The sequence below is a fragment of the Streptomyces sp. NPDC018019 genome, assembly GCF_044327805.1.
GTDB lineage: Bacteria > Actinomycetota > Actinomycetes > Streptomycetales > Streptomycetaceae > Streptomyces.
Genome location: NZ_JBIRGD010000041.1, coordinates 1 through 25,549, shown reverse-complemented (window position 1 = coordinate 25,549; position 25,549 = coordinate 1). Strand labels below are relative to the sequence as shown.

19 protein-coding genes and 2 pseudogenes are annotated in these 25,549 nt (G+C 72.2%); 5 read left to right on the top strand and 16 right to left on the bottom strand.

Annotated features, from left to right (window positions below; genetic code table 11):
* Positions 1-50 precede the first annotated feature (50 nt).
* The 8 genes from ACH4FX_RS39455 to ACH4FX_RS39420 all read right to left on the bottom strand — a co-directional run bounded on the left by ACH4FX_RS39455 (position 51) and on the right by ACH4FX_RS39420 (position 13,307).
* Positions 51-2,486 (bottom strand): VWA domain-containing protein, encoded by a 2,436-nt coding sequence (locus ACH4FX_RS39455; RefSeq protein ID WP_398486336.1) that lies wholly within the window; start codon positions 2,484-2,486, stop codon positions 51-53.
* Entirely contained in the window at positions 2,483-3,052 is a 570-nt protein-coding gene (locus ACH4FX_RS39450; RefSeq protein WP_398486335.1) for a Pycsar system effector family protein, read from the bottom strand. The genes ACH4FX_RS39455 and ACH4FX_RS39450 overlap by 4 nt, the downstream gene beginning before the upstream one ends.
* The gene (locus ACH4FX_RS39445) at positions 3,049-4,590 is read right to left on the bottom strand and encodes a hypothetical protein (RefSeq protein WP_398486334.1); all 1,542 of its coding nucleotides are present in this window, start codon (positions 4,588-4,590) and stop codon (positions 3,049-3,051) included. Before ACH4FX_RS39445 ends, ACH4FX_RS39450 begins: the two co-directional genes overlap by 4 nt.
* The gene (locus ACH4FX_RS39440; RefSeq protein ID WP_398486333.1) at positions 4,587-6,911 is read right to left on the bottom strand and encodes a hypothetical protein; all 2,325 of its coding nucleotides are present in this window, start codon (positions 6,909-6,911) and stop codon (positions 4,587-4,589) included. The genes ACH4FX_RS39445 and ACH4FX_RS39440 overlap by 4 nt, the downstream gene beginning before the upstream one ends.
* On the bottom strand, positions 6,908-7,870 hold the full coding sequence (locus ACH4FX_RS39435; RefSeq protein ID WP_398486332.1) for a hypothetical protein: 963 nt from the start codon (positions 7,868-7,870) through the stop codon (positions 6,908-6,910). The genes ACH4FX_RS39440 and ACH4FX_RS39435 overlap by 4 nt, the downstream gene beginning before the upstream one ends.
* Before the next feature lie 66 nt (positions 7,871-7,936).
* Complete coding sequence (locus ACH4FX_RS39430) at positions 7,937-8,683, bottom strand: Crp/Fnr family transcriptional regulator (RefSeq protein ID WP_398486331.1); 747 nt, start codon at positions 8,681-8,683, stop codon at positions 7,937-7,939.
* 422 nt (positions 8,684-9,105) lie between these two features.
* Positions 9,106-11,742 carry a polynucleotide kinase-phosphatase gene (locus ACH4FX_RS39425; RefSeq protein WP_398486330.1) on the bottom strand — a complete coding sequence of 879 codons (2,637 nt, stop codon included), beginning with the start codon at positions 11,740-11,742 and terminating at the stop codon, positions 9,106-9,108.
* Complete coding sequence (locus ACH4FX_RS39420; RefSeq protein ID WP_398486329.1) at positions 11,739-13,307, bottom strand: 3' terminal RNA ribose 2'-O-methyltransferase Hen1; 1,569 nt, start codon at positions 13,305-13,307, stop codon at positions 11,739-11,741. Before ACH4FX_RS39420 ends, ACH4FX_RS39425 begins: the two co-directional genes overlap by 4 nt.
* Positions 13,308-13,480: 173 nt before the next feature.
* On the opposite strand from ACH4FX_RS39420, the gene ACH4FX_RS39415 reads away from it, so the two are divergent.
* Entirely contained in the window at positions 13,481-14,404 is a 924-nt protein-coding gene (locus ACH4FX_RS39415) for an LLM class F420-dependent oxidoreductase (RefSeq protein ID WP_398486360.1), read from the top strand.
* Between the two features lie 58 nt (positions 14,405-14,462).
* Here the strand turns inward: ACH4FX_RS39415 and ACH4FX_RS39410 are convergent, their stop codons facing one another.
* On the bottom strand, positions 14,463-15,704 hold the full coding sequence (locus ACH4FX_RS39410) for a PP2C family protein-serine/threonine phosphatase (protein ID WP_398486328.1): 1,242 nt from the start codon (positions 15,702-15,704) through the stop codon (positions 14,463-14,465).
* 374 nt (positions 15,705-16,078) lie between these two features.
* On the opposite strand from ACH4FX_RS39410, the gene ACH4FX_RS39405 reads away from it, so the two are divergent.
* The gene (locus tag ACH4FX_RS39405; protein WP_398486327.1) at positions 16,079-16,519 is read left to right on the top strand and encodes a hypothetical protein; all 441 of its coding nucleotides are present in this window, start codon (positions 16,079-16,081) and stop codon (positions 16,517-16,519) included.
* A 96-nt stretch (positions 16,520-16,615) separates the two neighbouring features.
* Here ACH4FX_RS39405 and ACH4FX_RS39400 read toward each other — a convergent pair.
* Positions 16,616-16,885: pseudogene (locus ACH4FX_RS39400) on the bottom strand (GNAT family N-acetyltransferase); the annotation flags it as partial.
* 226 nt (positions 16,886-17,111) lie between these two features.
* Positions 17,112-17,618, bottom strand: a complete 507-nt coding sequence (locus ACH4FX_RS39395; protein WP_398486326.1) for a MerR family transcriptional regulator — start codon at positions 17,616-17,618, stop codon at positions 17,112-17,114.
* A gap of 24 nt (positions 17,619-17,642) precedes the next feature.
* Between ACH4FX_RS39395 and ACH4FX_RS39390 the strand changes: the two genes are divergently transcribed.
* Positions 17,643-18,254, top strand: coding sequence for an MFS transporter (locus tag ACH4FX_RS39390; RefSeq protein WP_398486325.1), 612 nt, complete (start codon positions 17,643-17,645; stop codon positions 18,252-18,254).
* A gap of 455 nt (positions 18,255-18,709) precedes the next feature.
* Here the strand turns inward: ACH4FX_RS39390 and ACH4FX_RS39385 are convergent, their stop codons facing one another.
* From ACH4FX_RS39385 to ACH4FX_RS39370, 4 genes are all read right to left on the bottom strand, one after another.
* Positions 18,710-19,165 carry a DUF6099 family protein gene (locus ACH4FX_RS39385; protein ID WP_398486324.1) on the bottom strand — a complete coding sequence of 152 codons (456 nt, stop codon included), beginning with the start codon at positions 19,163-19,165 and terminating at the stop codon, positions 18,710-18,712.
* Positions 19,166-19,299: 134 nt separating this feature from the next.
* Positions 19,300-19,653 (bottom strand): nucleotide pyrophosphohydrolase, encoded by a 354-nt coding sequence (locus ACH4FX_RS39380; protein WP_398486323.1) that lies wholly within the window; start codon positions 19,651-19,653, stop codon positions 19,300-19,302.
* The gene (locus ACH4FX_RS39375; protein ID WP_398486322.1) at positions 19,650-21,137 is read right to left on the bottom strand and encodes a biotin transporter BioY; all 1,488 of its coding nucleotides are present in this window, start codon (positions 21,135-21,137) and stop codon (positions 19,650-19,652) included. The genes ACH4FX_RS39380 and ACH4FX_RS39375 overlap by 4 nt, the downstream gene beginning before the upstream one ends.
* Before the next feature lie 54 nt (positions 21,138-21,191).
* A complete protein-coding gene (locus ACH4FX_RS39370) occupies positions 21,192-21,581 on the bottom strand; it encodes a cell division protein SepF (RefSeq protein ID WP_398486321.1) in 390 nt (129 codons plus the stop codon).
* A 224-nt stretch (positions 21,582-21,805) separates the two neighbouring features.
* On the opposite strand from ACH4FX_RS39370, the gene ACH4FX_RS39365 reads away from it, so the two are divergent.
* Positions 21,806-22,966 carry a magnesium and cobalt transport protein CorA gene (locus ACH4FX_RS39365; RefSeq protein ID WP_398486320.1) on the top strand — a complete coding sequence of 387 codons (1,161 nt, stop codon included), beginning with the start codon at positions 21,806-21,808 and terminating at the stop codon, positions 22,964-22,966.
* A 658-nt stretch (positions 22,967-23,624) separates the two neighbouring features.
* On the opposite strand, the gene ACH4FX_RS39360 is transcribed toward ACH4FX_RS39365, so the two are convergent.
* Complete coding sequence (locus tag ACH4FX_RS39360) at positions 23,625-24,074, bottom strand: hypothetical protein (RefSeq protein WP_398486319.1); 450 nt, start codon at positions 24,072-24,074, stop codon at positions 23,625-23,627.
* Between the two features lie 1,279 nt (positions 24,075-25,353).
* On the opposite strand from ACH4FX_RS39360, the pseudogene ACH4FX_RS39355 reads away from it, so the two are divergent.
* Positions 25,354-25,473, top strand: a pseudogene (locus ACH4FX_RS39355) (IS5/IS1182 family transposase); the annotation flags it as partial.
* Positions 25,474-25,549: the final 76 nt, after the last annotated feature.

Genomic DNA, 25,549 nt, shown 5'->3' with positions numbered 1-25,549 from the left:
GCGGTCCGGGCGGCGCTGCGCGCAAGCCGCCGCCCGGTGGCACGGACGCCTCAGAACGCGGAGTCATATCCGGCCGAGCCGCCTGCCCCGCCCGAGCCGCCCGGTCCGGCCGGACCGGACCGCCTGCCGCCGCCGTCGCCGGCCGGCCCTTGTCCGCCACGGCCGTCGGGTGTGCCGGTGCCGCCCCGGCCGAACCGTCCGGTGAAGCGGCCGGGCGTGTTCCGGGGGCCGGGCGCCGTGCCCGGCCGCCGCTGCCGTCCCGTACGCTCCCGGCCCGGTCCGCGCCCGCCGCGCACGAACAGTTCCAGGTCGTGGTCGAGCGATACGGGCGCGCCGCGCGGCACCGGCTGCTCGCCACCCCGGGGTACGCGCAGCCGCAGCCCGTCGCCCTTGCGCTGGAGCCGGTACGACTGTGCCGCGCGCACGTCCCGGCGGCGCAGGCCGGGGCGCGGCGAGGACGGGTTGTCCACCGCGAAGCAGAACGTCTTCGTGCGGGCGCCGCGTACCTTCAGCTCGCCCAAGGTGCTGCCCTCCCGGCGCAGTTCGAGGACGAGCCCTTGCAGCGACCCCTGCACACCGCCGTACCAGATGCGGATGGCGATGACCGCGGTGGCCGCGAGCAGCAGTCCGGCACCGCCGACGGCCGCCCACCACCAGCGGTCCCACCAGGTGGGGGCGGGGGTGACGGTGACGGTCAGGAAGGCGGAGCCGACCTCCCGGCCGCCGTCGGTCCGGTCGGTGACGGTGATCCGGCCGCCGGCGTCGCCCGGCGGTGCCCCGTCGCCGAAGGACACCGTGAACGGCACCGGCTGCTGGGCGCCGGGCGCGACGGTGACGGTGGCCGGGGCGATGCGCAGGGCCGCCGCCGTGGACTGGTCGGCCAGGCCCAGCCGCAGGGTGTGCGGGCGGCTGTCGTTGTTGCGGGCGACCAGCTTGCCGCCGACCGAGCCGCCGGGGTGCACGTCGTGGCCCTCCAGCGTCACACCGGCCGCCACGGGCGCCGGGCCCGAGGAGACCCGCGTGTCGTAGGGCCGCCGGTCGCCGGTGACGCCGGGCGCCGCGATGGCACCGGCCAGCCGCAGGGCGCCGGTGGCCGTCTTCGGCACCGTGACCGTGGCCCCGTACAGCACGTCACCGGCCCGTTCGTCGGGGCCTTCGCCGTCGTCCCGCAGCGGGACGTCCACCGGCTCGAAGCCGTCGCCGGACAGCTGGGCGGCGGCCCGCACCCCGGCGAGCTGGCCGGGATCGGTGATCACCACACCGCGCCGGGTCTGGAGGCGCATCCGTACGACGACGTCCTCGCCGGGCCGGGGCGCGGACGGCTCCAGGGTGACCGACGAGCGCAGCACGCCCTGCCAGATGGCCCGTACGGTCGCGGGCTGGTCCCGGTGCCCCTCGGGCGCGGACAGCTTCACCCGCCACTTCCCCGGCAGCGGGTCCTTGACCCGCAGTGCCTCGACCGGCCCGTCCTGGCCGCTGACCTCGAAGCGGGAGCCGTCGGACTCCCCTTGCAAGGGCACTTTGCGGCCCTTGGGGTCGTAATAGGCGGCGGTCACCCGCGGGTCGCGCTTGGTGACGGTGATCGATCCGTCGGTCGCGATCGGCGGGATGGTCACCTCCAGCTCGCCCGGCGGTTTGCCGCTGGTGCCCTGCTCGACGCGGGCGCAGCGGGCGGCGGCGAACGCGCCCTGGAGCGCCCGGTCCACGTCCGCCGCGCCGTCGACGACCTCCGGCCGCGGCCGGGCGCCGGGCAGCTCGGCGCAGCCGTTGCGGTAGCCGCCGTCGGCCATCTGCTGGAGGGCCTTCTTGTCGATGCCCTTGCCGAAGCCCAGCGGCCAGATCTGCACGTGCTCGCGGCGCGCGCGGTCGAGCACCTCGCGCAGCCGCTTCTCGCCCTCCTGCCGCCGGGCGGCGGGATCGGCCCCGTAGGCGGGGCTGTCCTCGACGTTCAGCTTGCCGTCGGTGAGCAGGAAGATGACCTTGGCCGCGCCTTCGGTGCCGTTCTCGCGCAGGCGGGTCAGGGCCTGGGTGAGGGCGGCGGGGAAGTCGGTGCCGGGGCCGAGGCCGGCGCTCGCGCGGTCGGTCAGGCGGCGGGCGCAGTCGCTGATGCGCTGGCGGCCCGCGGCGTCGACGACGGTGGGCGGGCAGACTTCCCGTACGGGCTGCTGGCCCTCCTTCTCCGCGCTGCCGAACCCGATCACGCCGGCCCGGGACCGGTCGGAGATCTCGCCCTGGCCTATCAGCGCGGCGGCTTCGGCCTCGCGGGCCAGCGCGTCCTTGCCGATGCTGGCGGAGGCGTCCACGACGACGGAGAAGTCGACGGGTGTCGGGCCCACGGCCGGGGCGGTGGGCGAGGGCGCGGCCCACGCGGGCGGCGGGCCGAGCGGCACGGTCGCGCAGAGCGCGGTGAGCGCCGCCACGGCGGCGCGGCGTGCCCCGCGGCGGGTGCGGGCGGCGGCCGGTCCGGTCCGGTGCGTCGTGTTCACCACAGTCCTCCGGCCAGGGCGCAGGAGCCGCCGGCGGCCAGGCAGCCGACGCCCCAGCGCAGCCAGCGGTACTTGGCGCCGAGGATGCGGCCGAGGGTGCACGCCTGCTCGACGGCCCACTGCGCGGTGTCGCGGCCCGCCAGGGCCACCCGCGGCAGCAGGACGTCGGCCGACGTGCCCCGGGTGAGCTGCGGCAGGAAGGTCAGGCAGCCGTCCACGGCGGTACGGGTGCGGGGCAGCACCGCCGCCACGAACATCGCGATGCCCAGCGTCCAGAGCACGGTGCCGGTGAGCAGCAGGGCGGCGCGGGCGGCGGGCATCGCCAGGAGCTGCCCGTCCCGGCCGCAGAGCAGGACCAGCGCCGCCGTGGCGCCGGTCATCATGACGGACGCCTTGGTGTCGGCGCGGCTGATCTCTTCGCGTACGGCCTTCAGCAGGCGCTCGGCCACGAAGTCGGGGCCGAGCCCCGCGGCGGGGCCGGACGCGGGGCAGGGGCAGGCCCCGCGGGCGGGCGCCGGTGCGGGGGCGGGTGCGGGGGCGGGTGCGGGCGGAGCTCCGGTGGTCATGCGTCCCCCCAGTCCAGGCCCCGGCCGCGGCGCGGTGCGGGCGCGTCCCGGTGATCGTCCCGGTGGTCGCCGCGGCGGTCGTCCCGCGCGCCGTGCCGGAAGTCGTCCGGGCGGCCGTCGTACCGGGGGCCGTCGAACCGGTCGTCGTACCGGTCGTCGCGGAAGTCCGTACGCCGGGCGGCGCGGTAGTCGTCGCGCTCGGCGGCGGGCTGGACCCGGTCGGGCTCGTAGACCCGGCCCCGGTCGTCCGTGTCATGCGGCTCGTCCGTGCGGTACGGGGCATCCGCGCGATACGGCTCGTCCGTGCGGTACGGGGCGTCGCGGTGGCCGTCGGTGCCGTACCGGTCCTCGCGGTGCCCCTCGGCGCCGTACCGGTCGTCGCCGTACCCGTCATCGCCGCCGGTACGGCCGTTCCCGGACCTCGGCCCGGGCCCGTCGTCGTACGCCGGGTCCTCGCCCGGCCCGTCCTCGGGCCCCGGATCGGGTTCGTGCGCCCAGTCCATCCGCTGCCGTTCGCGGACCCGTTCGCGCTCGGCGCGGTGTCCGCCGTCCTCCAGGGCGCGCCGCCGCGGCGGCTCCAGGAAGGAATCGGCCGCCCGCCCGACCACTCCGCTGGTCGTGGAGCGCAGGAAGTCGATGGCGGCCAGGGTCTGGTCGTTGAGGTCGTGCCGCTCGATCAGCCCGCCGTCGACGAAGCGGAACACCGTCTCGATGGACAGGGCCCGCTCCTCGCGGCGCTCCTGGAGGATCGCCTGGTGGATGTCCCAGGCCCGGGCCTTGTCCCGGGCCATGAACCACGCGATCCGGCTGTCGTCGCTGCCGCTGAGCATCTCCTGGAGCTCGGCGGCCCGCATCCGGGTCAATTCCTGTTCCCGCCGTTCCTTCTTCAGTTCCTCCGCGTGCTGCCGGCGCGCCAGATCGCCCTCGTGGTCGATGTCGGTGCGCTGCCGCTCCGCGCTGATCCCGCGTTCGCTCAGGTCGATCCGGACGAACACGTCGGTCTCCAGGCCCAGTTCGTCGCCCAGGCGCAGGTCGGCCAGTTCGTTCTCCACCGCCCGGTCCGCCCGTTCCGCCTCGCTGATGCGGTAGCGCCGGGTCACCCCGCGCAGCGCCTTGAGCAGCACGGGCGAGAAGTGCTCGGCGAGGTCCCAGACGTTGGCGCAGACCGCCGCGTAGGCGTCCACGACGCGCCAGCGCACCTCCACGGAGGCGCGGAAGGACTCCGCGTCGCCCGCCGCGGGCAGTTCGGTGCGGAACTCGGTCACATGCCAGCCCATCCGCACCTCCATCACCCTGAACGGGCCCCTGAAGAGCGGCTTGTTGACATCCTCACGGCGGTCCGGCCACACCACGCTGTAGCCGCCGTTGTCGTACCGGAGCACCGCGGCCACCTGCATGCTGGGCCGCCGGAACCGGCCCGCCGACTCGTACTCCTGGACCAGCGGCCCCCGCACCGCAGCTCCGGGCCCCGGTCCCTGACCCGCCGGCGCGCCCGGCCCGTAGCCGTGCGGCGCGCCGTTCCGGCCGTCTTGCGTCATCGTCGTCCCTCTCCTTCCAGCACCGCCCGCATCCGCGCGGCCGCCCGGGGGGCGAGCGGTTCGTCACTGTCCCGCTCCAGCCGGGCGACCAGCAGCAGCAACCGGTCCCGGTCCCGCCGCTCCTCCACCAGCCGTGGCAGGAAGCCGCACAGCACGTCGAGCTGCCGCTGGTCCTTGGCCGCCCGCCGCATCCAGCGGCCCGTCTCCTCCTGCGCGGCGGCGCCCGCCCGCGCCGTGTTGAGCGTGCTGTGCACCAGGTCCGCCAGCCAGGGCGCCCGCTCGGGGTGGGCCGCCAGCAGTGCCGCCGCCAGCGGCCAGGAGCCGTACGGCTCCAGGGCCGGGCTGTCCTTGAGCCCCCACAGGTGGGAGGTGCGGGTGGACAGCGCGCGCAGCACCACCATCAGGGCGAGGTTCTGCCGGGCCTGCCGCCGGTCGCCGAGCCAGCGGGCCAGCCGCCTGAGCACGACGTCGGGTTCGGGTCCCGCCAGCAGCCGTACGACGCTGTACGAGGCGGCGTCGGCGGGCTTGCCGCCGTCCTCGCGGGACCCGATCCGGGCCAGTTCGTCCAGGGACCCGGCGACCGAGCCGGCGGCCAGGCCGTATCCGTGGGCGAAGGCGGCCGTCTCGCGGGCCGACCGGTCGTCGCCACGTGCCCAGTCGCGCAGCAGACCGCGCACGGCGGGCTGCACCTGCGGGTCGCGGGACGCCTCGGCCAGCGCGGTGGCCGCGGCCATCTGCTGCACCGGACTGTCGGCGCGGGCCAGCGGCAGCAGCAGTTCGGAGAAGCCGTACAGGTAGTCCCGGGCGCACAGGGCGCCCGCGACCATCGCGGCGCGCACCCACATCTGGGGGCGCTGGTCGTCGCACAGGGACCGCAGCCAGCGGGTCAGCGGGCCGCGCACGTTGTGGTAGCCGTCCCACACCTCGCACAGCACGGCGGTGGCCAGCCGGCGGCCCTGGAAGCGCACCACCCGTACGGGGATGACCGCGTCGCCCAGATCCTCGACACCGCGGCCCGGTACGGCGCGGGCGGCGGCCAGCCGGGCCGCGGTCTGCGCGGTGAACAGCGGCCGGCCCGGCGCGTACTGGGGGTCGAGGGTGACCGCCAGCTCCCAGGCGAGCAGTTCGCCCGCCTCGGTCACCAGGCTCTCCGCGGAGCCGTTGAAGACCGCGAGGGAGAGCCGCAGCGCAGCGGCGCGCAGGGCGGGCAGCGCTTCGGGCAGGGTGCCGGGCCGGTCGGCGCCGGCGAACCACTCCTGCGCCTGGCGGGGCGCGAACCACGCGCACTCGCGGAGCAGTCGGGCGTCGTCGGTGTCGCCCCTGGCGTGTGCGGCGAGGTGGGTGGCGAGCCGGGCCGCCTCGCCCGGCCGCAGTTCGTCGAGGCCGAGCGCCTGCCGTACGTCGGCGCGCCGGGCGTTGGCGTGGGCCAGGTGCCGCAATTCCGCCGGCGCGTCGGCGAGCAGGTCGGCCACGTGGCGTTCGAGGACGTCGTCGGCGGGCGGGGGCACGCACAGCACGCCGTAGCGGCCGCGCAGCAGCCGGTCGGCGAAGTCGCCGCTGCCCACGACCAGGACGCCGTAGGCGCCGCGCCCGGCGAGCAGGGCGCTGAGCCGGTCCAGGTGCAGTTCGGAGAGCCGGTGGCCGGCGCCGTTCCCGTTCTCCGTGTCGCGGGCGGTGCCGGGGACCGCGCCGGCGTCCTCGGCGGGCAGTTCGAGCAGATAGCCGCGGCCGGCCTCGAACTTGTCCTGGTCGACGCTGTCGAGCGCGGTGGACGGGTCCAGCCGGGACACCCCGTCGGCGACGTCCTTCAGGAGGGCGAGGCCGGTGGAGGTACGGCCGGTGCCGTGCTCGCCGCAGAGCGCCAGCAGGTGCGTGCGCTCCAGCCGGGTCCGCATCGCGATGTGGCCGGGGGCCGGGCAGTGGACCCGGGCCAGGCGCTCCAGTTCCTCGTCCGGCACCGGCCCGTCGACGAAGACGGTGTCCGCGCCGACGCCGACCCGGATCTGGGGCTGGTAGAAGGTGTTCCCGTCGTAGATCTGCGTCTGGTAGAAGGCGTTGCCGTCGTAGATCTGGTTGTCGCCCTCGACGTGCAGGTTGGTGCGGGCCTCGCGGGCCGTACGGGCGCCGCCCGCCTCGCCGGCGCCGCCCAGCGGACTGCCCTTGGGGGCGTCCAGCCGCGGCTTCTCCTCGGGAGGTTCGGCGGCGTCGGCCCGGCCGTCCCGGGCCGCCTTCGCGGCGTCGTCGTCCCGGCCGGGCCGGCCGTCGGGCAGTGCCGGGGGCTGCTCACCGGCCGGCGCGGCCCCGTCGTCCACCTCGCTCACCGGTCACCGCCTTCCGGCCCGGTGCCGCCGCCGGAGCGGTCCGCGGCGGGCGGTCCGGGCCGGTCCGGGGCCTGTTCCGGTACGGCGTCGGCCTGCCGGACGCCGGTGAAGTCCCCGGTGAAGGTGTTGCCGTCGAAGATCTGGTTGCTGCCGCCGATGTGGCCGAAGTGGTACTTGGTGGCGTACGCGGCGGGCTCCGCTGCGGTACCGGCGGCCGGTCCGGGCCCGGAAGCGGGCGGCGGGGCCGTACCCCCATGCCCCGCCCCGCCGCCCTGCTCCGGCGCCGGGCCCTGGGCCGCGCGCACCCCCGTCGCGCACGGCCGCTCCCGCGCCCGCACCGCCGCGTCCGGCGGTGCCTCCGGTGACGCCACGTCCGGCAGCGGCGGAACCGGCAGCCGGGGGACGTGGAACCACGCCTCCTCGTCCGTCTCCTTCTCCGACACCCGCGCCCTGCGGTAGTGCTCGGGCTCGATGCAGGTGCCGCCTTCCGCCACCACGTCGCGGTACAGCGAGCCGGACACCACGAACAGCAGCGGTGCCCGGTCCGCCAGCCGCATGACGCTCCTGGCCGTGTCGCTGTCGCACAGCCGGCAGGCGAGGTCCACCGCGCGCCCGGCCAGCCCCCGGACGTCCTGGGCGACCGGCCCGGCGTGCATGGCGACGCGCAGCCGCAGCGGCTCCGCGCGCCCTTCGTTGACCTGCCGGAGCCGCTGGTAGACCGCTTCGAGCCAGGGGCCGACCAGCTGGGCGGACGGTACGTCGGGGGCGAGCGCGACGAGGACGCCGTCCCCGCGGTCCTCCAGGTGGAAGGACTCCTCGGTGACCCCCACGGCGGTGAACCCCGCCTCGAAGACGTCGTACATCGCCTCGCGCATCCGCAGCTTGGCACGCAGCCCCAGCCGTCCGGATCCGCAGACGTCTCCGGTGACGACGAGTCGGTGCAAGGCTTCCGTGCTCACTGGACCTCCTGGTTCGTGCCGACGTGCAGCAGCATGGCCGGGGCGGGAGAGGGTGGCTGTAGCCGTTTACACAGCGGGCGGGGATTCCCCGGGACGTACGGGAGCGGGCCCGCCGGGTGTCCGGCCGCCGACCGCGCGCCCCTCGGCGAGCAGCCGCAGCAGCGCGAGGTCGAGCACGGCCAGCCGCCGGGGGCCGGTCCGTACGACGCCCTGCTCGCGCAGCAGCCGCAGCGCCTTGGCCACCGCTTCGCGGGTGGAGCCGACGGCGGCCGCCAAGTCATGCTGGGGCAACGGGAGATCGACGTCCACGCCGCGCGCTCCGGGGTGGCCGGCGCGTTCGGCCAGTTCCACCAGGCGCGCGGCGAGCCGTTGCAGTACCTTCTCCGAGGCCAGGGACCGCCGTTCGCCGTCCGAGCTGCGCAGCCGGGAGCTGAACTGCCGCATGATCAGTACGGTGGCGACGGGCCGGGCCGCGAGGTAGCCGCGGAACCGGTCGCCGGGCACCACCACGCCGTCCACCGGGCCGAGCGCGGTGACGGTGGCGCTGCGCGGGCGGTGGTCCACGGCGGCCTGGTCACCGACGACCTCACCGCTGCCGCGCAGCGCCAGGATCAGCCGTACGCCGCGCTCCGTCTCCAGCGAGACGGAGGCCCAGCCGCTGACGATCGCCACGACGAAGGTGGTGGTGTCGTGCTCCCTGAGGACGACCTCGCCCGGCGCGTACCCGCGGGCCCGGCCGAGTGCGAGCAGCGCCCGCCGGTCCTCCGCGGGCAGCGCCCGCAAGAAGGGCCTGCCGTCCTCGAAGAGGCTCATCCGCCCCCTCCCCCCGCTGTGTCGCTCACCTCGTCCCCGGACGCCCGGGGCCAACTGGACGCTCTTGTGCATCTGGTCGCCCTGGGGCCCCGGCCCGGTTCCTCAGCGTGGCGGAGAAAGGGGCACGTCTCTGATTTCTTTCGTTACAGGCGAGGTTCTTGCGTGAATTGATCGAGCTGCGCTCGGCTGAGGCACAGAACATTAGGGTCGCGATCAGGCCCCGTCAACGTTTTCTCAAGACCCAACTCAGCTCTCACCCAAGCCAGTTGACCTCACCGAACACGTGTGCATCGATCCGCCGGGATACGGGCGGGCGGCGCGCCCGACACGCCACCGCGGAAAGCCGCTTCGCACGGCAAGGACGCCATCGCGCACCGTCGTCACGGTGTGCGATGGCCCGGCGCAGCTGCTGCGCCGACGCCCTACAACCGCGGGTCCACCGGCTCCGACTCCAGCGCCAGGACGGCGAAGACCGCCTCGTGCACCCGCCACAGGGGCTCGCCGTCGGCCAGGCGGTCCAACGCCTCCAGGCCGAGGGCGTACTCGCGCAGGGCGAGGGAACGCTTGTGGCCCAGGTGCCGTACGCGCAGCCGCTCCAGGTTCTCCGGGCGGGTGTACTCAGGGCCGTAGATGATCCGCAGGTACTCCCGGCCGCGGCACTTGACGCCCGGCTGTACGAGCCGGCCGTCGCCCTTGCGCACCAGCGCGCCCAGCGGCTTGACCACCATGCCCTCGCCACCGGCGGCGGTCAGGTCGAGCCACCACCGCACGCCGGCCGCGACCGACGCCTCGTCCTCCGTGTCGACGACCAGGCGGCCGGTACGTCGCAGCAGGCCCGTACCGTCGTGCTCGACGAGCCGGTCCAGCCAGGCCAGTTGCCCGTCGTGCGGGACGGCGGCCAGGCTGCGGCCCGGCGCGGCCAGGATCTGGAACGGTGCCAGCCGCACGCCCTCCAGGCCGTCCACCGGCCAGCAGTAGCGCCGGTACGCCTCGGTGAACGCGGCGGCGTCCGCGGCCCGTTCCCGCTGCCTCGCCAGCAGTTCCGGCACCTCGACGCCACGGGCCGCGGCGGCCTCCAGCGCGTCCAGCGCCCCGGGGAAGGCGGCACCCGCCGCCGCGCCGACGGCCGCGTACTGCCCGCGCAGCAGCCCGGACGCCTTCAGCGACCACGGCAGCAGCTCCGCGTCCAGCAGCAGCCAGTGCCCGTCACCGGCCGCGGCGGGGTCGGCCAGTTCCTCCCACAGGCCCGCGCCGTCCACGGCTTCCCGTACGGACTTCAGCACCTGTTCGGTGACGGCCGGGTCGGCGAAGAACGGCCGGCCGGTCCGGGTGTAGACGGCGCCGCTCACCCCCGCCGCCGCGCCGAACCGCTCCCGCGCCACCGTCTCGTCGCGGCACACCAGGACCACGGCCCGCGAGCCCATGTGCTTCTCCTCGCACACGACCTCCCGTACGCCGTCCGCCCGGTACGCCGCGAACGCCTCGGCCGGGTGCTCCAGGTAACCGTCCTCCTTGGACGTCGCGCAGGGCGCCATCGTCGGCGGCAGGTACGGCAGCAGGCGCGGATCGGCCGCGAACCGGCTCATCACCTCCAGCGCCGCCGCCGCGTTCTCCTCCTTGACGGCGACCCGGCCCATGTGACGCGTCTCCACGGTCCGCCGCCCGGCGACGTCGCCCAGATCCAGCGGACGCCCGTCGGCACCGCCCGGCGCCTCGCTGGCCAGGGGCTTGGCCGGCGCGTACCAGACCTGCTCGGCCGGTACGTCGACCAGTTCCCGCTCCGGCCAGCGCAGCGCCGTCATCCGGCCGCCGAAGACACAGCCGGTGTCCAGGCAGATGGTGTTGTTCAGCCAGCTGGCGCGCGGGGCCGGGGTGTGCCCGTAGACGACGGCGGCCCGGCCCCGGTACTCCTCGGCCCACGGGTAACGCACCGGCAGCCCGAACTCGTCGGTCTCGCCGGTCGTGTCGCCGTACAGCGCGAAGGACCGCACCCGGCCGGACGTACGCCCGTGGTACTTCTCCGGCAGCCCCGCGTGGCAGACCACCAGCGCCCCGCCGTCGAGCACGTAGTGGCTGACCAGGCCGTCGATGAAGGCGGCGACCTCGCCGCGGAACGCCTCGTCCTCGGCCTCCAGCTGCGCGACGGTCTCGGCGAGCCCGTGGCTGTGCCGCACCTTGCGGCCCTTGAGGTAGCGGCCGAGCTTGTTCTCGTGGTTGCCCGGGACGCACAGCGCGTGCCCGGCCGCGACCATGCCCATCACCAGGCGCAGCACACCGGGGCTGTCCGGCCCGCGGTCGACCAGGTCGCCGACGAAGACGGCGGTACGGCCCTGCGGGTGCCGGGCGTCCACGGGGCGGCCGAGCGCGTCCCGCTCGATCTCGTAGCCCAGCCGCCCGAGCAGCGTCTCCAGCTCGGCGCGGCATCCGTGGATGTCGCCGACGATGTCGAACGGGCCGGTCAGGTGCCGCAGGTCGTTGAAGCGCCGCTCGGTGACCAGCTCCGCCGCCTCGACCTGTTCGACGCCCCTGAGCACGTGCACCTTGCGGAAGCCCTCGCGCTCCAAGTGCCGCAGGGAGCGGCGCAGTTCGCGCTGGTGGCGCTGGATGACGCGGCGCGGCAGCCCGGCCCGGCCGGGGCGGGCCGCGTTGCGCTCGGCGCACACCTCCTCGGGCAGGTCCAGGACGATGGCCACCGGCAGCACATCGTGCTCGCGGGCCAGCTTCACCAGCTGGGCGCGCGCCTCGGACTGCACGTTCGTGGCGTCCACGACGGTCCGCCGGCCGGCCGCGAGCCGCTTGCCCGCGATGTAGTGCAGCACGTCGAAGGCGTCACCGCTGGCGCTCTGGTCGTTCTCGTCGTCGCTGACCAGCCCGCGGCAGAAGTCCGAGGACAGCACCTCGGTCGGCTTGAAGTGCCTGGCGGCGAACGTGGACTTGCCGGAGCCGGTGGCGCCGACGAGCGCCACCAGGCACAGGTCGGGGACGCCCAGCGGGCGGCGGTCCGTACGGCCGCCGCCGTCCTCGCCGCCGGGGCGGGTGGCGGGGGTGGTGCCGGTCATGCCTGGGCCTCCTTCGCGGGTGCCGGGACGGTCGGGGCGGGAGCGGCGGCGGGTGCTGCGGTGCCGGCGGAAGCGGTCGGGGTGTCCGCCGGTGCGGAGGTGCGCGCGGCGGGCCGCGCGGCGCCGGGCTCCACCGCCCGGAAGCACGCCAGCTGGGTCGGCGGCCCCACCTCCGGGTCGTCCGGGCCCACGGGCCGGAACTCCACCTCGTACCCGTGCCGCTCCGCCACCTCCCGGGCCCACGCGCCGAACTCCGTCCGCGTCCACTCGAAGCGGTGGTCGCGGTGGCGTACGTGCCCGGCGGGCAGCGACTCCCAGCGCACGTTGTACTCGGCGTTCGGCGTCGTCACCACGACCGTGCGGGGCCGGGCCGCGCCGAAGACCGCGTACTCCAGCGCGGACAGCCGCGGCGGATCGACGTGTTCGACGACCTCGCTCAGCACGGCCGCGTCGTACCCCTTCAGCCGGGCGTCGGTGTACGCCAGCGAGCCCTGCACCAGGCGCAGCCGCTCGGACTGCCGCTCGGGCATCCGGTCCAGCCGCAGCCGGCGCCGCGCCTCCTGGAGGGCGCGCACCGACACGTCCAGGCCGACGATGTCGGTGAACTGCCCGTCCTTGAGCAGCTCGGCCAACAACTGGCCCTGCCCGCAGCCCAGATCGAGCACCCGCGCCGCCCCAGTCTCCCGCAGGACGCCGAGGATCGCGGCCCGCCGCCGCACGGCCAGCGGCACCGGCCGCTCCTCGGTGTCGGCCGTCTCCTCCACCGCGTTGTCGATCTCCTCGACGGCCGTGTCGTCCGCCTCGGCGAGCCGGGCCAGTTCCAGCCGCTCCAGCGCGTCGCGCGTCAGCGACCGGCGGCGGGCGAGGTAGCGGCCGGTGATGAGCTGCTGCTCGGGGTGGTCCGCCAGCCAGCCCTCGCCGGCCCGCAGCAGCTTGTCGACCTCGTCGGGCGCGACCCAGTAGTGCTTGGCGTCGTCCAGCACCGGCAGCAGCACGTACAGGTGCCGCAGCGCCTCGGCGACCGTGCGCTCGCCCTCCAGGCCGAGCCGTACGTACCGCGAGTCGCCCCACTCCGGAAACGCCGCGTCCAGCGGCAGCGGCTCGGCCCGTACCGTCCACCCCAGCGGCTCGAACAGCCGGCGCACCAGGCCGGCGCCGCCGCGCGCGGGCACGGCGGGCAGGTCGAGGCGCAGCGGCAGCGGCTGCGCGGGCAGCTCGGGGCGCGCCTTGCACTGCCCCTTCATCGCGCTCGCGAAGACCGTGCTCAGCGCCACGGACAGCAGCGAAGAGGCCGCGTACGGGCGGTCGTTGACGTACTGGGCGAGCGCCGAGTCCGGGGCGCCGCCGCGGCCCTTGCCCCGGCCGCGCCGCACCAGCGCGACCGGATCCACCTCCAGGAGCAGCGCGGCCGTGCACCGGTCGTCGCCGGCTTCCGGGTAGAACACATGGGCCGTGCCGTACGCCGTCGAGAACGCCTGCGCCCTGCCGGGGTGCTTGTGCAGCAGGAACCCCAGGTCGGTCGCGGGCCGCCCGTTGCTTCCGGTGGTGGTCATCGTCAGGAACACGCGTACGAGTATGGCCCGACGAGGACGATCCCGACAAAACCTTTTCGCAGGTGAGGGCAGGGATGGAGCGGGAGCCGGGCGGGGCGCCGCGGACGCCTGCGGACCGCACCGCCGCCGCCCCCGATGCCGTGCCTGTTCCCGGCTCCCGGCACGTGCAGGGCAAGATGGGCGGCATGGAACTCCGGATCTTCACCGAGCCCCAGCAAGGGGCCACCTACGACACCCTTCTCCGCGTCGCCCGGGCCGCCGAGGACCTGCGGTACGGCGCATTCTTCCGCTCCGACCACTATCTGCACATGGGCAGCACCGACGGGCTGCCCGGCCCGACGGACGCCTGGATCACCCTGGCCGGCCTGGCCCGGGAGACCACCGGCATCCGGCTCGGCACCCTGATGACGGCCGGCACCTTCCGCCTTCCCGGCGTGCTCGCCATCCAGGTCGCGCAGGTCGACCGGATGTCCGGCGGCCGGATCGACTTCGGCCTCGGCTCCGGCTGGTACGAGGACGAGCACAAGGCGTACGGCATCCCCTTCCCCAAGGAGAAGTTCGGCCGCCTGGAGGAACAGCTGGCGATCATCACCGGGCTGTGGGAGACACCGGTCGGCGAACGTTTCAGCTTCGACGGCACGTTCTACCAGCTGGCCGACTCGCCCGCGCTGCCGAAGCCGGCCCAGCCGAAGGTGCCGGTGCTCATCGGCGGGCACGGCGTCAAGCGCACCCCGGCGCTCGCCGCCGAGTACGCGGACGAATTCAACATCCCCTTCGCCTCGTTGGACGCCACCGAGCAGCAGTTCAAGCGGGTCCGGGCGGCCGCCGAACAGCGCGGCCGGGACGCCGACGAACTCGTCTACTCCAACGCCCTGGTCGCCTGCGTCGGCAAGAACGACGCGGAGGTCAAGCGGCGCGCGGACGCCATCGGCCGCGAGGTCGAGGAACTGAAGGCGAACGGGCTGGCCGGCTCCCCCGCCGAGGTCGTCGAACGCCTCGGCCGCTTCCAGGCCGTCGGCTCCCAGCGGGTCTACCTCCAGATGCTCGACCTGACCGACCTCGACCAGCTGGAACTGATCGCCTCCGAGGTCATGCCGCAGGTCGCCTGACCTGCCGGGGCGGCTCGGAGGAGGGGCCCGCGGGCACGCCGGCGTCAACCCCGCGGCGTCACCCGGCGGGCACGTCCCCGCCCGGCCCCCAGGGCCCCGGGCACCACTCCACGAGCAGCATGGTGGCATCGTCGCGCAGCTCGTTGCCCTCGTCGCCGACGATGTAGTGGATCAGCCGGCGCAGCGTCTCGAAGGCCAGCTCGCCGCCCGCCGTCGCCCGGATGATGGTGTCCGTGAACCGGTCCAGGCCGAAGAGCCTGCCGTGGGAGTCCCGGGCCTCGGTCACCCCATCGGTGTAGAGCAGCACCCGGTCGCCCGGCTCCAGATCCGCCACATGGACGGTACGGGGCTCCTCGGCCAGCGCCGCGGGCAGGCCGAGCGGCAGCTGGCCGGGCCGCTCCAACGCGTGGTCGAGGACGGCGTGCCGGCGGATGAGCAGCGGCGGCGGGTGGCCGCAGTTGATCCAGCGCAGCCGGCCGTCGGTCAGGTCCAGCTGGAGGAAGACACCGGTGGCGAACCGGTCCGGCAGCCACTGGGACAGCGCCTGGTCGACGGTGTCCACCGTCTCCCGCAGGTCCGCCCCGGCCCGCCGTCCGCTGCGGCAGCCCGCCAGGGCGACCGAGGTGGCCAGACCGGCGGCCAGGTCGTGGCCCATCGAGTCGAGGATGGCGGCGTGCAGCGTGCTCTGTGTCATGGAGTGGTCGAACGCGTCGCCGCCCAGCTCGTACGCGGGCTCCAGCACCGCGGTGGACACCGCCTGCTCGTTGCCGATCGTGCGCGGCGGCAGGAACGCCCGTACCATCTCCGCGGCCAGTTGCATCGGCTGCGTACGCGCCTGGCGTACGAACGTGTCGCTGTAGGCCCGCTTCGAGGTGACGATGGGCGCCAGCAGCGCCGCCAGCGTACGGCAGCGGCGCATCCGCTCACTGTCCAGCAGGTCAGTGCGCACCTCCAGCACACCCAGCCGCTCCACCCCGTCCACCAGGGGCAACCAGACCCGGATTCCGCCCTCGGGGCCCTCCATGTCCTCCACCCGCATGGCCAGGGTGCGGTACGTCCATCCGGCGTTGGAGGAGTCCACGGACAGTGCCGACTGTCCGCTGCTCATCGGACACAGCTGCCGCTGCTGGATGTCGACCAGATAGAGGCTGACGTGCCGCAGGCCGAGCGCCGCGGCATGCCGGTTCACCAGGTCGGGCATGTCCGTCGGCGCCGCGCGCTGGGCGTGCTCCAGCAGCGTTTCGAGCATTCCGTAGCCCTCGACACCCGGGTACGCGTCCGCAAAGGCTTCCCCGGCCATGGTGCTCACCTCCTACGGCAGTCTCGCACCGCGCCCGCGGCCCCGCTGTCCGGGGAATTCTTGGGCGGTAGCGGTGCGGCCGGGTGGGGGCGGGCGTCCGGTTCCCTGACAACAACGGTGTCAGGGAGTCCGCCGTGTGGACCCCTCAAAAGCAACCCACCCGCTCTCCACCGCCCCGTTCCGGCAACCACCCGGCACCGGCAGATGGGCCCCTCTGGGACCCGCCCCCGCACCCATAAACGCACTTCCGGACCCTGCCGCCCCAACACCGCATCTCACTCTTTCGGCTCAACCGGCCCACATCGCGCACCCTTCTCAAACGCCATCACGTTGATCGGTAAGTCGGAGTTACGACTTACTGAAAGAGGTATGACGTGCCTCGTCCCGTCACCCACGCGACCGCGATCTCCATCACGGCACTGACCCTGGCCAGCGCCCTCACCGTCACCGCGGCCTCCGCCCTGGACCACCGGGAGCAGCGCCCCGCCCCCAAGCGTCTGCACGCGACGGCCGAATCCGGCTCATTCGACGTTCTGGCCCGGCGGACCAGCGGCCTGAAAGCGAAGTTCAGCGAAGTCGACGGCACCCCGGTAGCTGGCCTGCCGGTGAAGTTCACCGTGTCCGGAGAAAAGGCCCTCCTGTGCAAGGCCACCACGGACCCCGACGGCTACGCCGAATGCAAGAACCCCGGCCTGCCCCCACTCCCCGTATCCGCCGTCAAACTCCTCACCGCCGGCTACGACGCCACCTTCGCGGGCAATTCCCGTTACGCCCCCGCCACCGCACACAACACCGTCAGCATCGACATGCGCTGACCCCGCAACGGCCTGCCGCCAAAAAGGCATGCCCTGTCACAACTCCGTCCCCCTCCCACACCCGCAACCCAACCCCGGCCAGATGACATCACCCATTCAATTCCGGGGCCGGCCAGGACTACGAGCCATTGTCGAACTGACCTTGATGTCGTTTTCGCCGTGCCGGGTGACCTCGCGCAGCCCCAGCCGCCGATAGAGAGCCCGGGCTCTTCGATTGACGGCAAAAACGTCCAGCGTAAGATCACGGCCCTCCCGGCGAGCCTGGCGCAGGAGACCGCGAAAGAGCCGACTGCCGATGCCGCGTCCCTGGTGATCGGGGTGGAGTTCGATCCGCGCCAGGCTGGAAGCAGTACTCGCTGTCCACGGAAGTGGCCGGCCACAAGCCGATGACCGTCATGCCGCTCACTCCCCCGTGAGCCGTTCGGTCAGCCGACCGCCTTCATGCCCGTCAGAGCCGGCATCCGCCGCCACCCACGGCGAGTTCGACGCCGTGGGTATAGGCGGCGTCGAACGCGAGGAAGACGACTGCCTTCACGACCTCGACAGACGTGCCCATGCGCGGCGTGGGGCTGTCCGCGGGGCATCGGCGGCCTCAGCTTGCGCTGCCGCCCTCGCGCCGTCCGGCAGTGTCTTGGACAGGTGACCAGAGCCGGCCGGCGTCACCGGCAGCCAGGCTGCCCCGGTAGATGGCGATCTTGCGCTCGATGAGTTTCAGGTTCTGCTGCGTCTCCGCCTGCTTGGCCGGCACATCGGCGCGGTGGGCCTCCATGAGGGCGAGCCGTTCCGCCTCGTTGCCCGGTCCGGCCGCGACCAGCTCGGCGTAGCGGCGGATACCTCTGATGGGCATGCCGGTGGCGCGCAGCTTCGTGCAGATGACGACCCACTTGAGGTCGAGTTCCCCGTACCGGCGGCGACCGCCGCTCGTGCGGTCGATGGGACTGACGACCAGGCCGGCGCGCTCGTAGTACCGGAGCGTGTGCACGCTCACCCCGGTGCGGCGGGCCGCCTCGGCGGTGGTCACGCCTTCTGCGGGTACGGCGCTGGGTCGCGCCTTCGGCTCGGCGGCGCCGGGTGCCAAGTTCGGCTTGATTTCGAGCACGCTCTGAATCCTGGCGTCGTGGTCATGAGTTCATCAGCGCCCTCGCCCACCGCGGTTTCCGAACCGAGCCCGCGCCGCAAGTTCCTGGTGCTCGCGATCTGCTGCGCCAGCATCATCGTCGTGGTGATGGACATTTCCATCGTCAACGTCGCCCTTCCCACGATGGGCCGCGACCTGCATGCCTCGGAGACCGGCCTGCAGTGGACGGCCGATGCCTACACCCTCGTGCTGGCAGCGTTCCTCGTACTGGCAGCATTCCTCGTACTGGCCGGGTCCGCCGCCGACCGGCTCGGGCGGCGGCGGATCTTCCAGACCGGTCTCGCGGCCTTCGGCCTCGGGTCGCTGCTGTACGGACTGGCGCCCGGCATCGGCTGGCTGATCGCGGCGCGTGTGCTGCAAGCCGTCGGCGGGACCATGCTCAACCCGGTGGCCATGGCGATCGTCGCGAACACGTTCACAGGTGCCGCCGAGCGGGCACGGGCCATCGGGATCTTCGCCTCGATGGCCGGGCTGGCGCTGGCGCTCGGCCCGACCCTCGGTGGTGGACTGGTCGACGCCTTCGGCTGGCGGTCGGTCTTCTGGATCAACGTCCCGATCGTGGCCGCGGCGATCGTGTGCGCCGCGCTGTTGGCCTAAACCGCGCGGCAGATGGCCCCACATGTATCAGGCCGAAACCGAGCGGCAGATGGCCCCACACGTACCAGGCCGAAGCCGCGTGGAAGGTGGTTCGACGTGCAGCCCGGGGTGGTCGCGAAGACGATCGTGCCAGCACCTTCTCGTCCGCCCCCAGCCCCGCAGTCACCAGAACCCGCAATCGCTCCCTGGACCCTCCGGGGGCCCTCCCCCCGCCCCCGCCCCTCCCCCCACCGAGCCAGGCGCAGCCGAGCATGGCCACGGCCAGGTCGGACATACCCGGGCATGACCAAGCGAGGCAGCGCCGCGGACGACCAAGCCATACGTCACCGCGGATAACCAGGCCGGACATCGCCCACCCGCCCCCACCCCACTCACAACCACCCCACCAGACCCACCCCGCCCCCGAGCGGCGCACAAGGGTGGTGTCAGGGAGCCTGCGCCGGCGTGCGCTCCCTTCAGGCCGTGTCGCGTTCCCGTACGGCGAGGTACTTCAAGATCCCGGCCACCCGGTCCCGGGACTCATCGGCGACGTCCATGGCTTCCACGCAGGTCCAGTACATTCCTTCCTCGTCCGCGGCGCAGACCACCCCCACCAACGCCTCGCACACCTCGCCGAGCAGCCAGGACAGTCCCCGCAGCGCCGCCCGGGTGTCCCGCACCTCGGACAGCTGGGCCGCCCGCGGCCCGCCCGTCCGTGGCGCCGGGACCAGCAACGCCGCGCTCGTCCTCCCTCCCGCATCGCCCAATCCCCGGGCCCGGGCCCGCACTTCGTGCGGCCCTGCTATCGCGAGATGGCTGCCCACCGCCTCGGCCAGAGCCTGTGCCTGCCACGCCTCGACGACGATCTCCTCGACCGTCCGTGCCTGTGCCAGACCGCGCCGACTGGCCGCGATGATGCGCACCGCGTCCATCCGCGACCCCCTCCCTCAGACCACCGTCAGCTTCGCCGCACCTACCTGCCACTACCCAGCGTGAACGCGAAAGGCCAAAAAGGCCAGAGGAATTCGCAAATCTGTGGACAACCAAGACGATGCAGGAAGATCCTTCACTCCATAGAGTGACGATTGGCTCGTTCGGCCCCCTTCACCGGGAATCGCGTCTCGTTGCGTTCGATCTTCGCGGCCAGCGCCTGCAGCACATCGATGCCCAGCACGTCGCAGAACTGCAACAGGTACGCCAGCACGTCGGCGACCTCGTCCTCGACCCGGCCGGCCGCCGCCGCGTCGGTCATGACCTTCGCCGACTCCTCCGGCGTCAACCACTGGAAGATCTCGACGAGTTCGGAGGCTTCGACGCTGAGCGCCGCCGCCAAGTTCTTCGGGGTGTGGTACTGACCCCAGTCCCGGGCGGCCGCGAAGTCCGCCAGCCGCCGCTGCAATGCATGAAGATCTTCACTCATACTCCTAGGTGTAGCACCTGCACCCCGGGCAGCCCGTCGGCGACCGCCCCGTCCCGTACCGTCCCGAGCAGCCGGACGTGTCCGCGCCCCACCATCCGCACCGCCAGTTCCAGCAACGCACGTACCTGCCGGTCGTCGAGGCTCCGGTCCATCCCGTCCGCCAGCAGCCCCAGCACCTGGCGGGCGGACAGCACCTCGCCCACCGGGTCCATCGCCAGCACCTCCGGCCCCGTCAGGAGCACCAGCGCCAGCGCGACGTAGCGCAGCTCCCCGTCGCCGAGCTGTTCCAGCGGCATCGCCGGCAGCGTGCCGCGCTCGACCAGAGCCCGTATGCCGACCGTCCCCGCGCGCTCCACCGGCTCGGCCCGCAGCCCCGCGACCGGCCCGACGCACCCGTCGCGCACCGCTTCGACCAGCACGGCATGCCGTCGCGCACACTCCCGGCTCGTCCGCCCCAGTACGGCGGGCAGGTTGTCGCAGGCGGTACGCAGTCGCCCGTCACCGGCGGACCACCCCCAGCTCCCCTGCAAGGCGCTCCCGTCATCCGCCGTCCCATCGCCACCGGCCGCGACTGCAAACCCTCCTGTCAGAAGCCCCTCTCCCCACGCACCAGTGCCCGCGTTCCCCCCAGCCGCACCAGTCCCACCCGGCCCTCCAGGGCCACCGCCCCCACCACCTCCCGTACGACCACCAGCACCACGCCCACCGGTCACACGAGAGCCCCCCGTACGAGCGCCGCTCCCAGCCGCACCGCCGCTCCCGCCTCCGGAGCATGCCCCACCTCCGCTACCGCCCAAGTGATCACCCGGTTCCGCACCCAGCCCCGCACCCCCACCACCCCCGCCCCCCGGCCCCGCCCCGCGCATCACCTCCGGCCGCGGATCACACGCGAACACCGACCGGAGCGCCACCACCATCTGCTCCGCCGCCGCCAGCACCAGCCGCTGCCCCGCCGTCTTGCCCGCCACACGCAGCGGCAGCAGCGCTGTACCCAGCCGGTCGTCGGGCAGCGGCGCGCGCGTCACGGGTGTCGATCCGGCCGTGTACCAGGCCGCCTGGACCGCGCGCCGAGCCGGATCCGTCAGCGCCGTGGACAACAGCGTCTCGCCGCCGCCGGTCAGCCGCTCCCCGACGATCCGCAGCTCAGGTTCGGCCTGTACGGCGACGTCGAGCCGGACCGGACCGACCGGCCCGTCCACCGTGCAACCGATACGGAACCCGCGTCTTCCCTGTTCGTCGGGGCGCGCCCACGCCGGTACACAGCCGACCGCGCCGCCCGGCGCAGCCGCCACGGCCCAGTTGAGCCGGGCGCCGCTGCCGAGCCGGGCGAGGATCTCGTACGCCTGCAGGACGCTGGACTTTCCGCTGCCGCTCCCGCCCGTCAGAAGCGTCAACGGGCCCAGCGGGAGGGTCGCGCCGCGATGCGACTTGAAGGCGGACAGACGTAACTCGGTGACCGCCGGGCGCACACTTTCTGTGTCCATACGAGGACGCTAGGCAACCGGCGAACGCAAAACCGTTACAGCTGCAACGCCTTCCTACGATCGGGGTACGGCACCGGCCGGCGGCTCGGCGACCTCGGTACCGACGGGCGCGAGCAGGAAGACGTTGGTGTCGACCCGGTGCATGCCGCTGGCGAGCCCGAAGACGACGCCGCTGGAGAAGTCCAGGATGCGCTTGGCCACGTCGGCATCGGCGCTGCTGAGGTCCAGCAGGACCGGGATCTGCGCCATCAGGTACTCGGCGACCTCCCGCGCGTCGGCGAAGGTCTGCACCCGGATGACGACGAACCGCCGCATCTCCTCGCCCGGTTCCTCGTCGGGCAGGGCACGGTGGTCGGGCCATGAAGGCCATTCACTACCGCTGCGAAGGGGAACGACCTCGGCGAGCCCTTCCCACTGTTCGTCGGTGGCGTCGGGCCTGTTCACCGAATCACCTCTCCCGGAGGGGCACTGAACAACCTTGGTATCTGCATCGCGCAATTGTAGGGATACCCGCATATACGCCTTCGTGTGCGACACACGGATGGCGTCACTTGCTTCCTCCATCCTGCACCATGGGCACTGAGCAGTGCCGACACCCTAGGCATATATCCTGCGTCGAGTTCTCGTGTTCCTGTTCACCCCATCTGTCCACGGAGGTCGGTTCCGCCATGAGCACTGATCCTCCCGGCCGCGGGCTGCGCGCCCTGCGCGGGCTCCGCAAGCCCGCCAAGAAGCGGCCCGCGTCCGCCGCTCCGCCCGCCGACGCCGCACCCGGTCCGCAGACTCCGGATAGCGGCCCGGCGCCCGCCGGCAGTGTCATCAACGCCACTCTTTACCGCGACGGCTATCGCCTCAGTACCCACGAAACTCTCGCCGACACCTTCCGTAACCTGCGCACCACTGCCGGTTCCATGGCCTGGATCGGTCTGCACCGGCCGTCGTCCTCCGAATTGGTCACCCTGGCCTCGGAATTCGACCTTCACCCGCTGGCGGTCGAAGACGCGCTGGAGGCCCATCAGCGGCCGAAACTGGAACGTTACGGCGACACCCTCTTCGTCGTCCTGCGCGCCGCCCGCTACCTCGACGACCCCGAAGAGGTCGAGTTCGGTGAGCTGCACGTCTTCGTCGGCCCCGATTTCGTCATCACCGTCCGCCACGGCGGCGCCCCCGACCTGCCTTCCGTACGCCGCCGCATGGAAGCCGCCCCGGAACTGCTCAAGCGCGGTCCCGAGGCGGTCCTCTACGCGATCCTGGACGCCGTCGTGGACGATTACGCACCGGTGATCTCCGGCGTCCAGAACGACATCGACGAGATCGAGACGGAGGTCTTCGGCGGCGACCCCCGGGTCTCCCGCCGGATCTACGAACTCTCCCGCGAGGTGGTGGAATTCCAGCGTGCCACCCGCCCCCTGAACGGCATGCTGGAGAGCCTGACCGCCGGCTTCGAGAAATACGGAATCGACGAGGAACTCCGCCGCTACCTCCGCGACGTCGCCGACCACGCCACCCACACCACCGAGCGCGTGGACGGCTTCCGGCAGGCCCTCCAGGACATCCTCACCGTCAACGCCACCCTCGTGAACCAGCAGCAGAACGCCGAAATGCGCGCCCTGGCGGAGGCCGGCTTCGAGCAGAACGAGGAGATCAAGAAAATCTCCTCCTGGGCCGCCATCCTCTTCGCCCCCACCCTGGTCGGCACCATCTACGGCATGAACTTCGAGCACATGCCGGAGTTGCACTGGGTGTTCGGCTACCCGTTCGCCATCGTGCTGATGGCACTTGTGTGTACCGGTTTGTACGCCATCTTCAAGCGGCGGGACTGGCTCTGAGTAATCGGTGTTGGCGCAGGCGAGCTGCCAGCCGGAGGTTGCGGAAGCGCCAGCAGCACATCCGCTTCGGGCCGCTGGGGAGAATCTGGGGAGAATGAGCTCAACCGACCTCTGCCGAGGTACCGATGCACCGCTTGCTCGCCCCGGCGCACCCGGCCCGACGACCAGCGCTCTGCGTCACTAAGAGTGATGACTGGGACCATCGGAAGGGCAGCATGGGCAAGGGTGGGCGCAGCGAGTGCTGCACCCACCCTTGTCGGGTACCACCGGGGCAAAGCCGCCTGGACGGTTAAGCCGCTGCGGGCACCTGGTTGAGCCACGTATCAACGGCCTTGCGCCCCTTGCCGCCAGCCTCGGGCATGAAGTGGGCGTAATGATCCAGCGTGATGGTAGGGCTGGAATGACCGAGCCAGCGCGCCAACGTGACCACGGACTCGCCTGCTTCGAGGATGATTGAGGCGTAGTGCCGGAGGACGTGAAAGCCGTCCTTGCGGGAAACCTGCCACCGTCAGCCCTTTTCCCGCATGAGGATGACACCGGCCGCGGCCAGAGCTGGCTTCCAGACCTCGACGTTGAAGATATTTGCGCGTACGGCGTTGCTGTAGGTCGTGGTCAACACGAGGGGGAACTTTCTCGTTTTTTGTTTGGGCTCGGGTCCTCACCAGGGCAACTCGACTTCGACGGCGGGGTACTCTGCGAAGTGCTCGGCCAGCTCTGAAGCGACCGACTGAGGCATGTCCGCAATCCGGGTCTTGCCGCCCTTGGGCAAGGTGAAGTACAGGCGTCCGTGCAGCAGCTGCACCTGTCGGCGGACGCGGATGATTCCACGGGCGAAGTCGACGCCATCCGGGGACAGGCCGAAGACCTCACCTTGCCGCAGTCCACAGCCCAGCGCAACCACGACAGCTATCCGGTAGCGCTCGCGAATCGCATCGCGCACCTGCAGTGCGGTTTGAAGCGGCGAGGCTTCACGCAAATCGTCCGGTACTTTCGGCCAGCGCACCGATTTGGCCCGCATCGGGTTGCGCACCAGCCGTTTGTCGTCGATGGAAGTCTCGAGGATGGCAGACAGAGATGTGAAATCTGCCGATCGTAACGAGGTGAGCACTCGCTTTCGAGGCTGGCGATGTAAGCGCGCAGCGTCGACGGGACGATATCCCGCAGAGGCACCGTACCAAGGTGAGGAAGGATGTGCATCCACACGCGTTCATCAACGCGCTTGACTGTTCCCGGGGCTCCCCGGACACCCGACTGCCAGTGCCGAGTTGCGTAGTCGGCCAAGGTGATGGGGCCGTCCCGAGGGTCCACGAATTCGCCAAGTTCGCTGTCAGTACCTGACCTGCGCAGCCACGCTTTGGCGTCTTCAAGCGTGTCGAATAACTTGTCCCTGACGCCGGGTATACCAGCAACCCTGCACCTGGACCCTTTACCGTATCGGACGGTGCGCTCCCGGTTCCCGGTTGCTGGATCCTTCTTCTTTACCCAGCGGTCTTCTATGTAGCCAGCCAAACGTTCCTCAAGAGTTCAGAGCGGGCGAACCGATTAAGCCGAGCCATCAGCAGTATGGGGGGGGCAGAACGGAATTGCGGAGCCGCATTCAGCGGGCCTCAAGTCCGTGTTGGTGCGCGAGTCGTCCTCTTCTTGTTCTCTCATCCATGCGTCAAGCGCTTCCTGTCAATACATGACGCGTCCCCGCTGTCCCATGCGGAAGCTCGGTGGACCGTGCCGCCGGTGCCGCCAAACGTAGAGAGGACGAGGTGAGAGTCCGAGGTAGAGCGCGGCGTCCTTCACATCCAAGAACGCACTGCGTACCGCTTCCTGCGATCCTGACGGCGGCACGAAGTCCGACGACGAGTGTGACGACATGGGCAGCCTTTGTGGTTGAAGGTGGCCGCAGGTGAAGATGCAGTACGCATCTAGATCTTTTGGCCTATGACGAAGTGACCTGCGCGATTTGAGCGAGGGTGGCGTGATATACCGATATACCCCGTTGCAGGCGCCACATAGCAGCCGAGAGAAACCTTTGCCTACCTCCTGTGCCGCTCCGTTTAGTTGCTACTGCGCTCACATAGCCCACCGCCAAGCGCAGCCGAATGTGAACAGCATCCATACTCCACACGATCGCCGGTTTGGCTAACCGGCGATCGTCGGCTATGTTGCGCACCGGCACCACAACTTGCGTGCGCCTTCTTCGCCATTTGGTACACGTTCAAGCACCGAGGCGGGCCGGGGCGGCTACCCGAACAAATCGGAGAGCGTGAGTCGACAGAACAAACCTCTCACGTGTCGCCCGGCGAGCTGTCGGTGAGCCCGGTAATTCCGGGGACGTTGTACGTTCGCTTAAAGGCTGTCCCGTAACGGCTGGTCACGACTGGGATGATCTTGGCGTGGCTGGTGTGATCACGGCGTCGGTGCCGTCCTGGATAGGTCCGTTCACGGGACTGAGCCCGCGCTGCTTCGGCAAGTTGGTGACCGCTGTACGTCGCCTTGTCCGTAAGCCTCGTCCGCGGTGACCCAGGCGGCGGGCAGGCCCGCGGCCAGGCATCGGCGGACGATGCTCCGGGCCAGCTCGCCCTTGGTGGC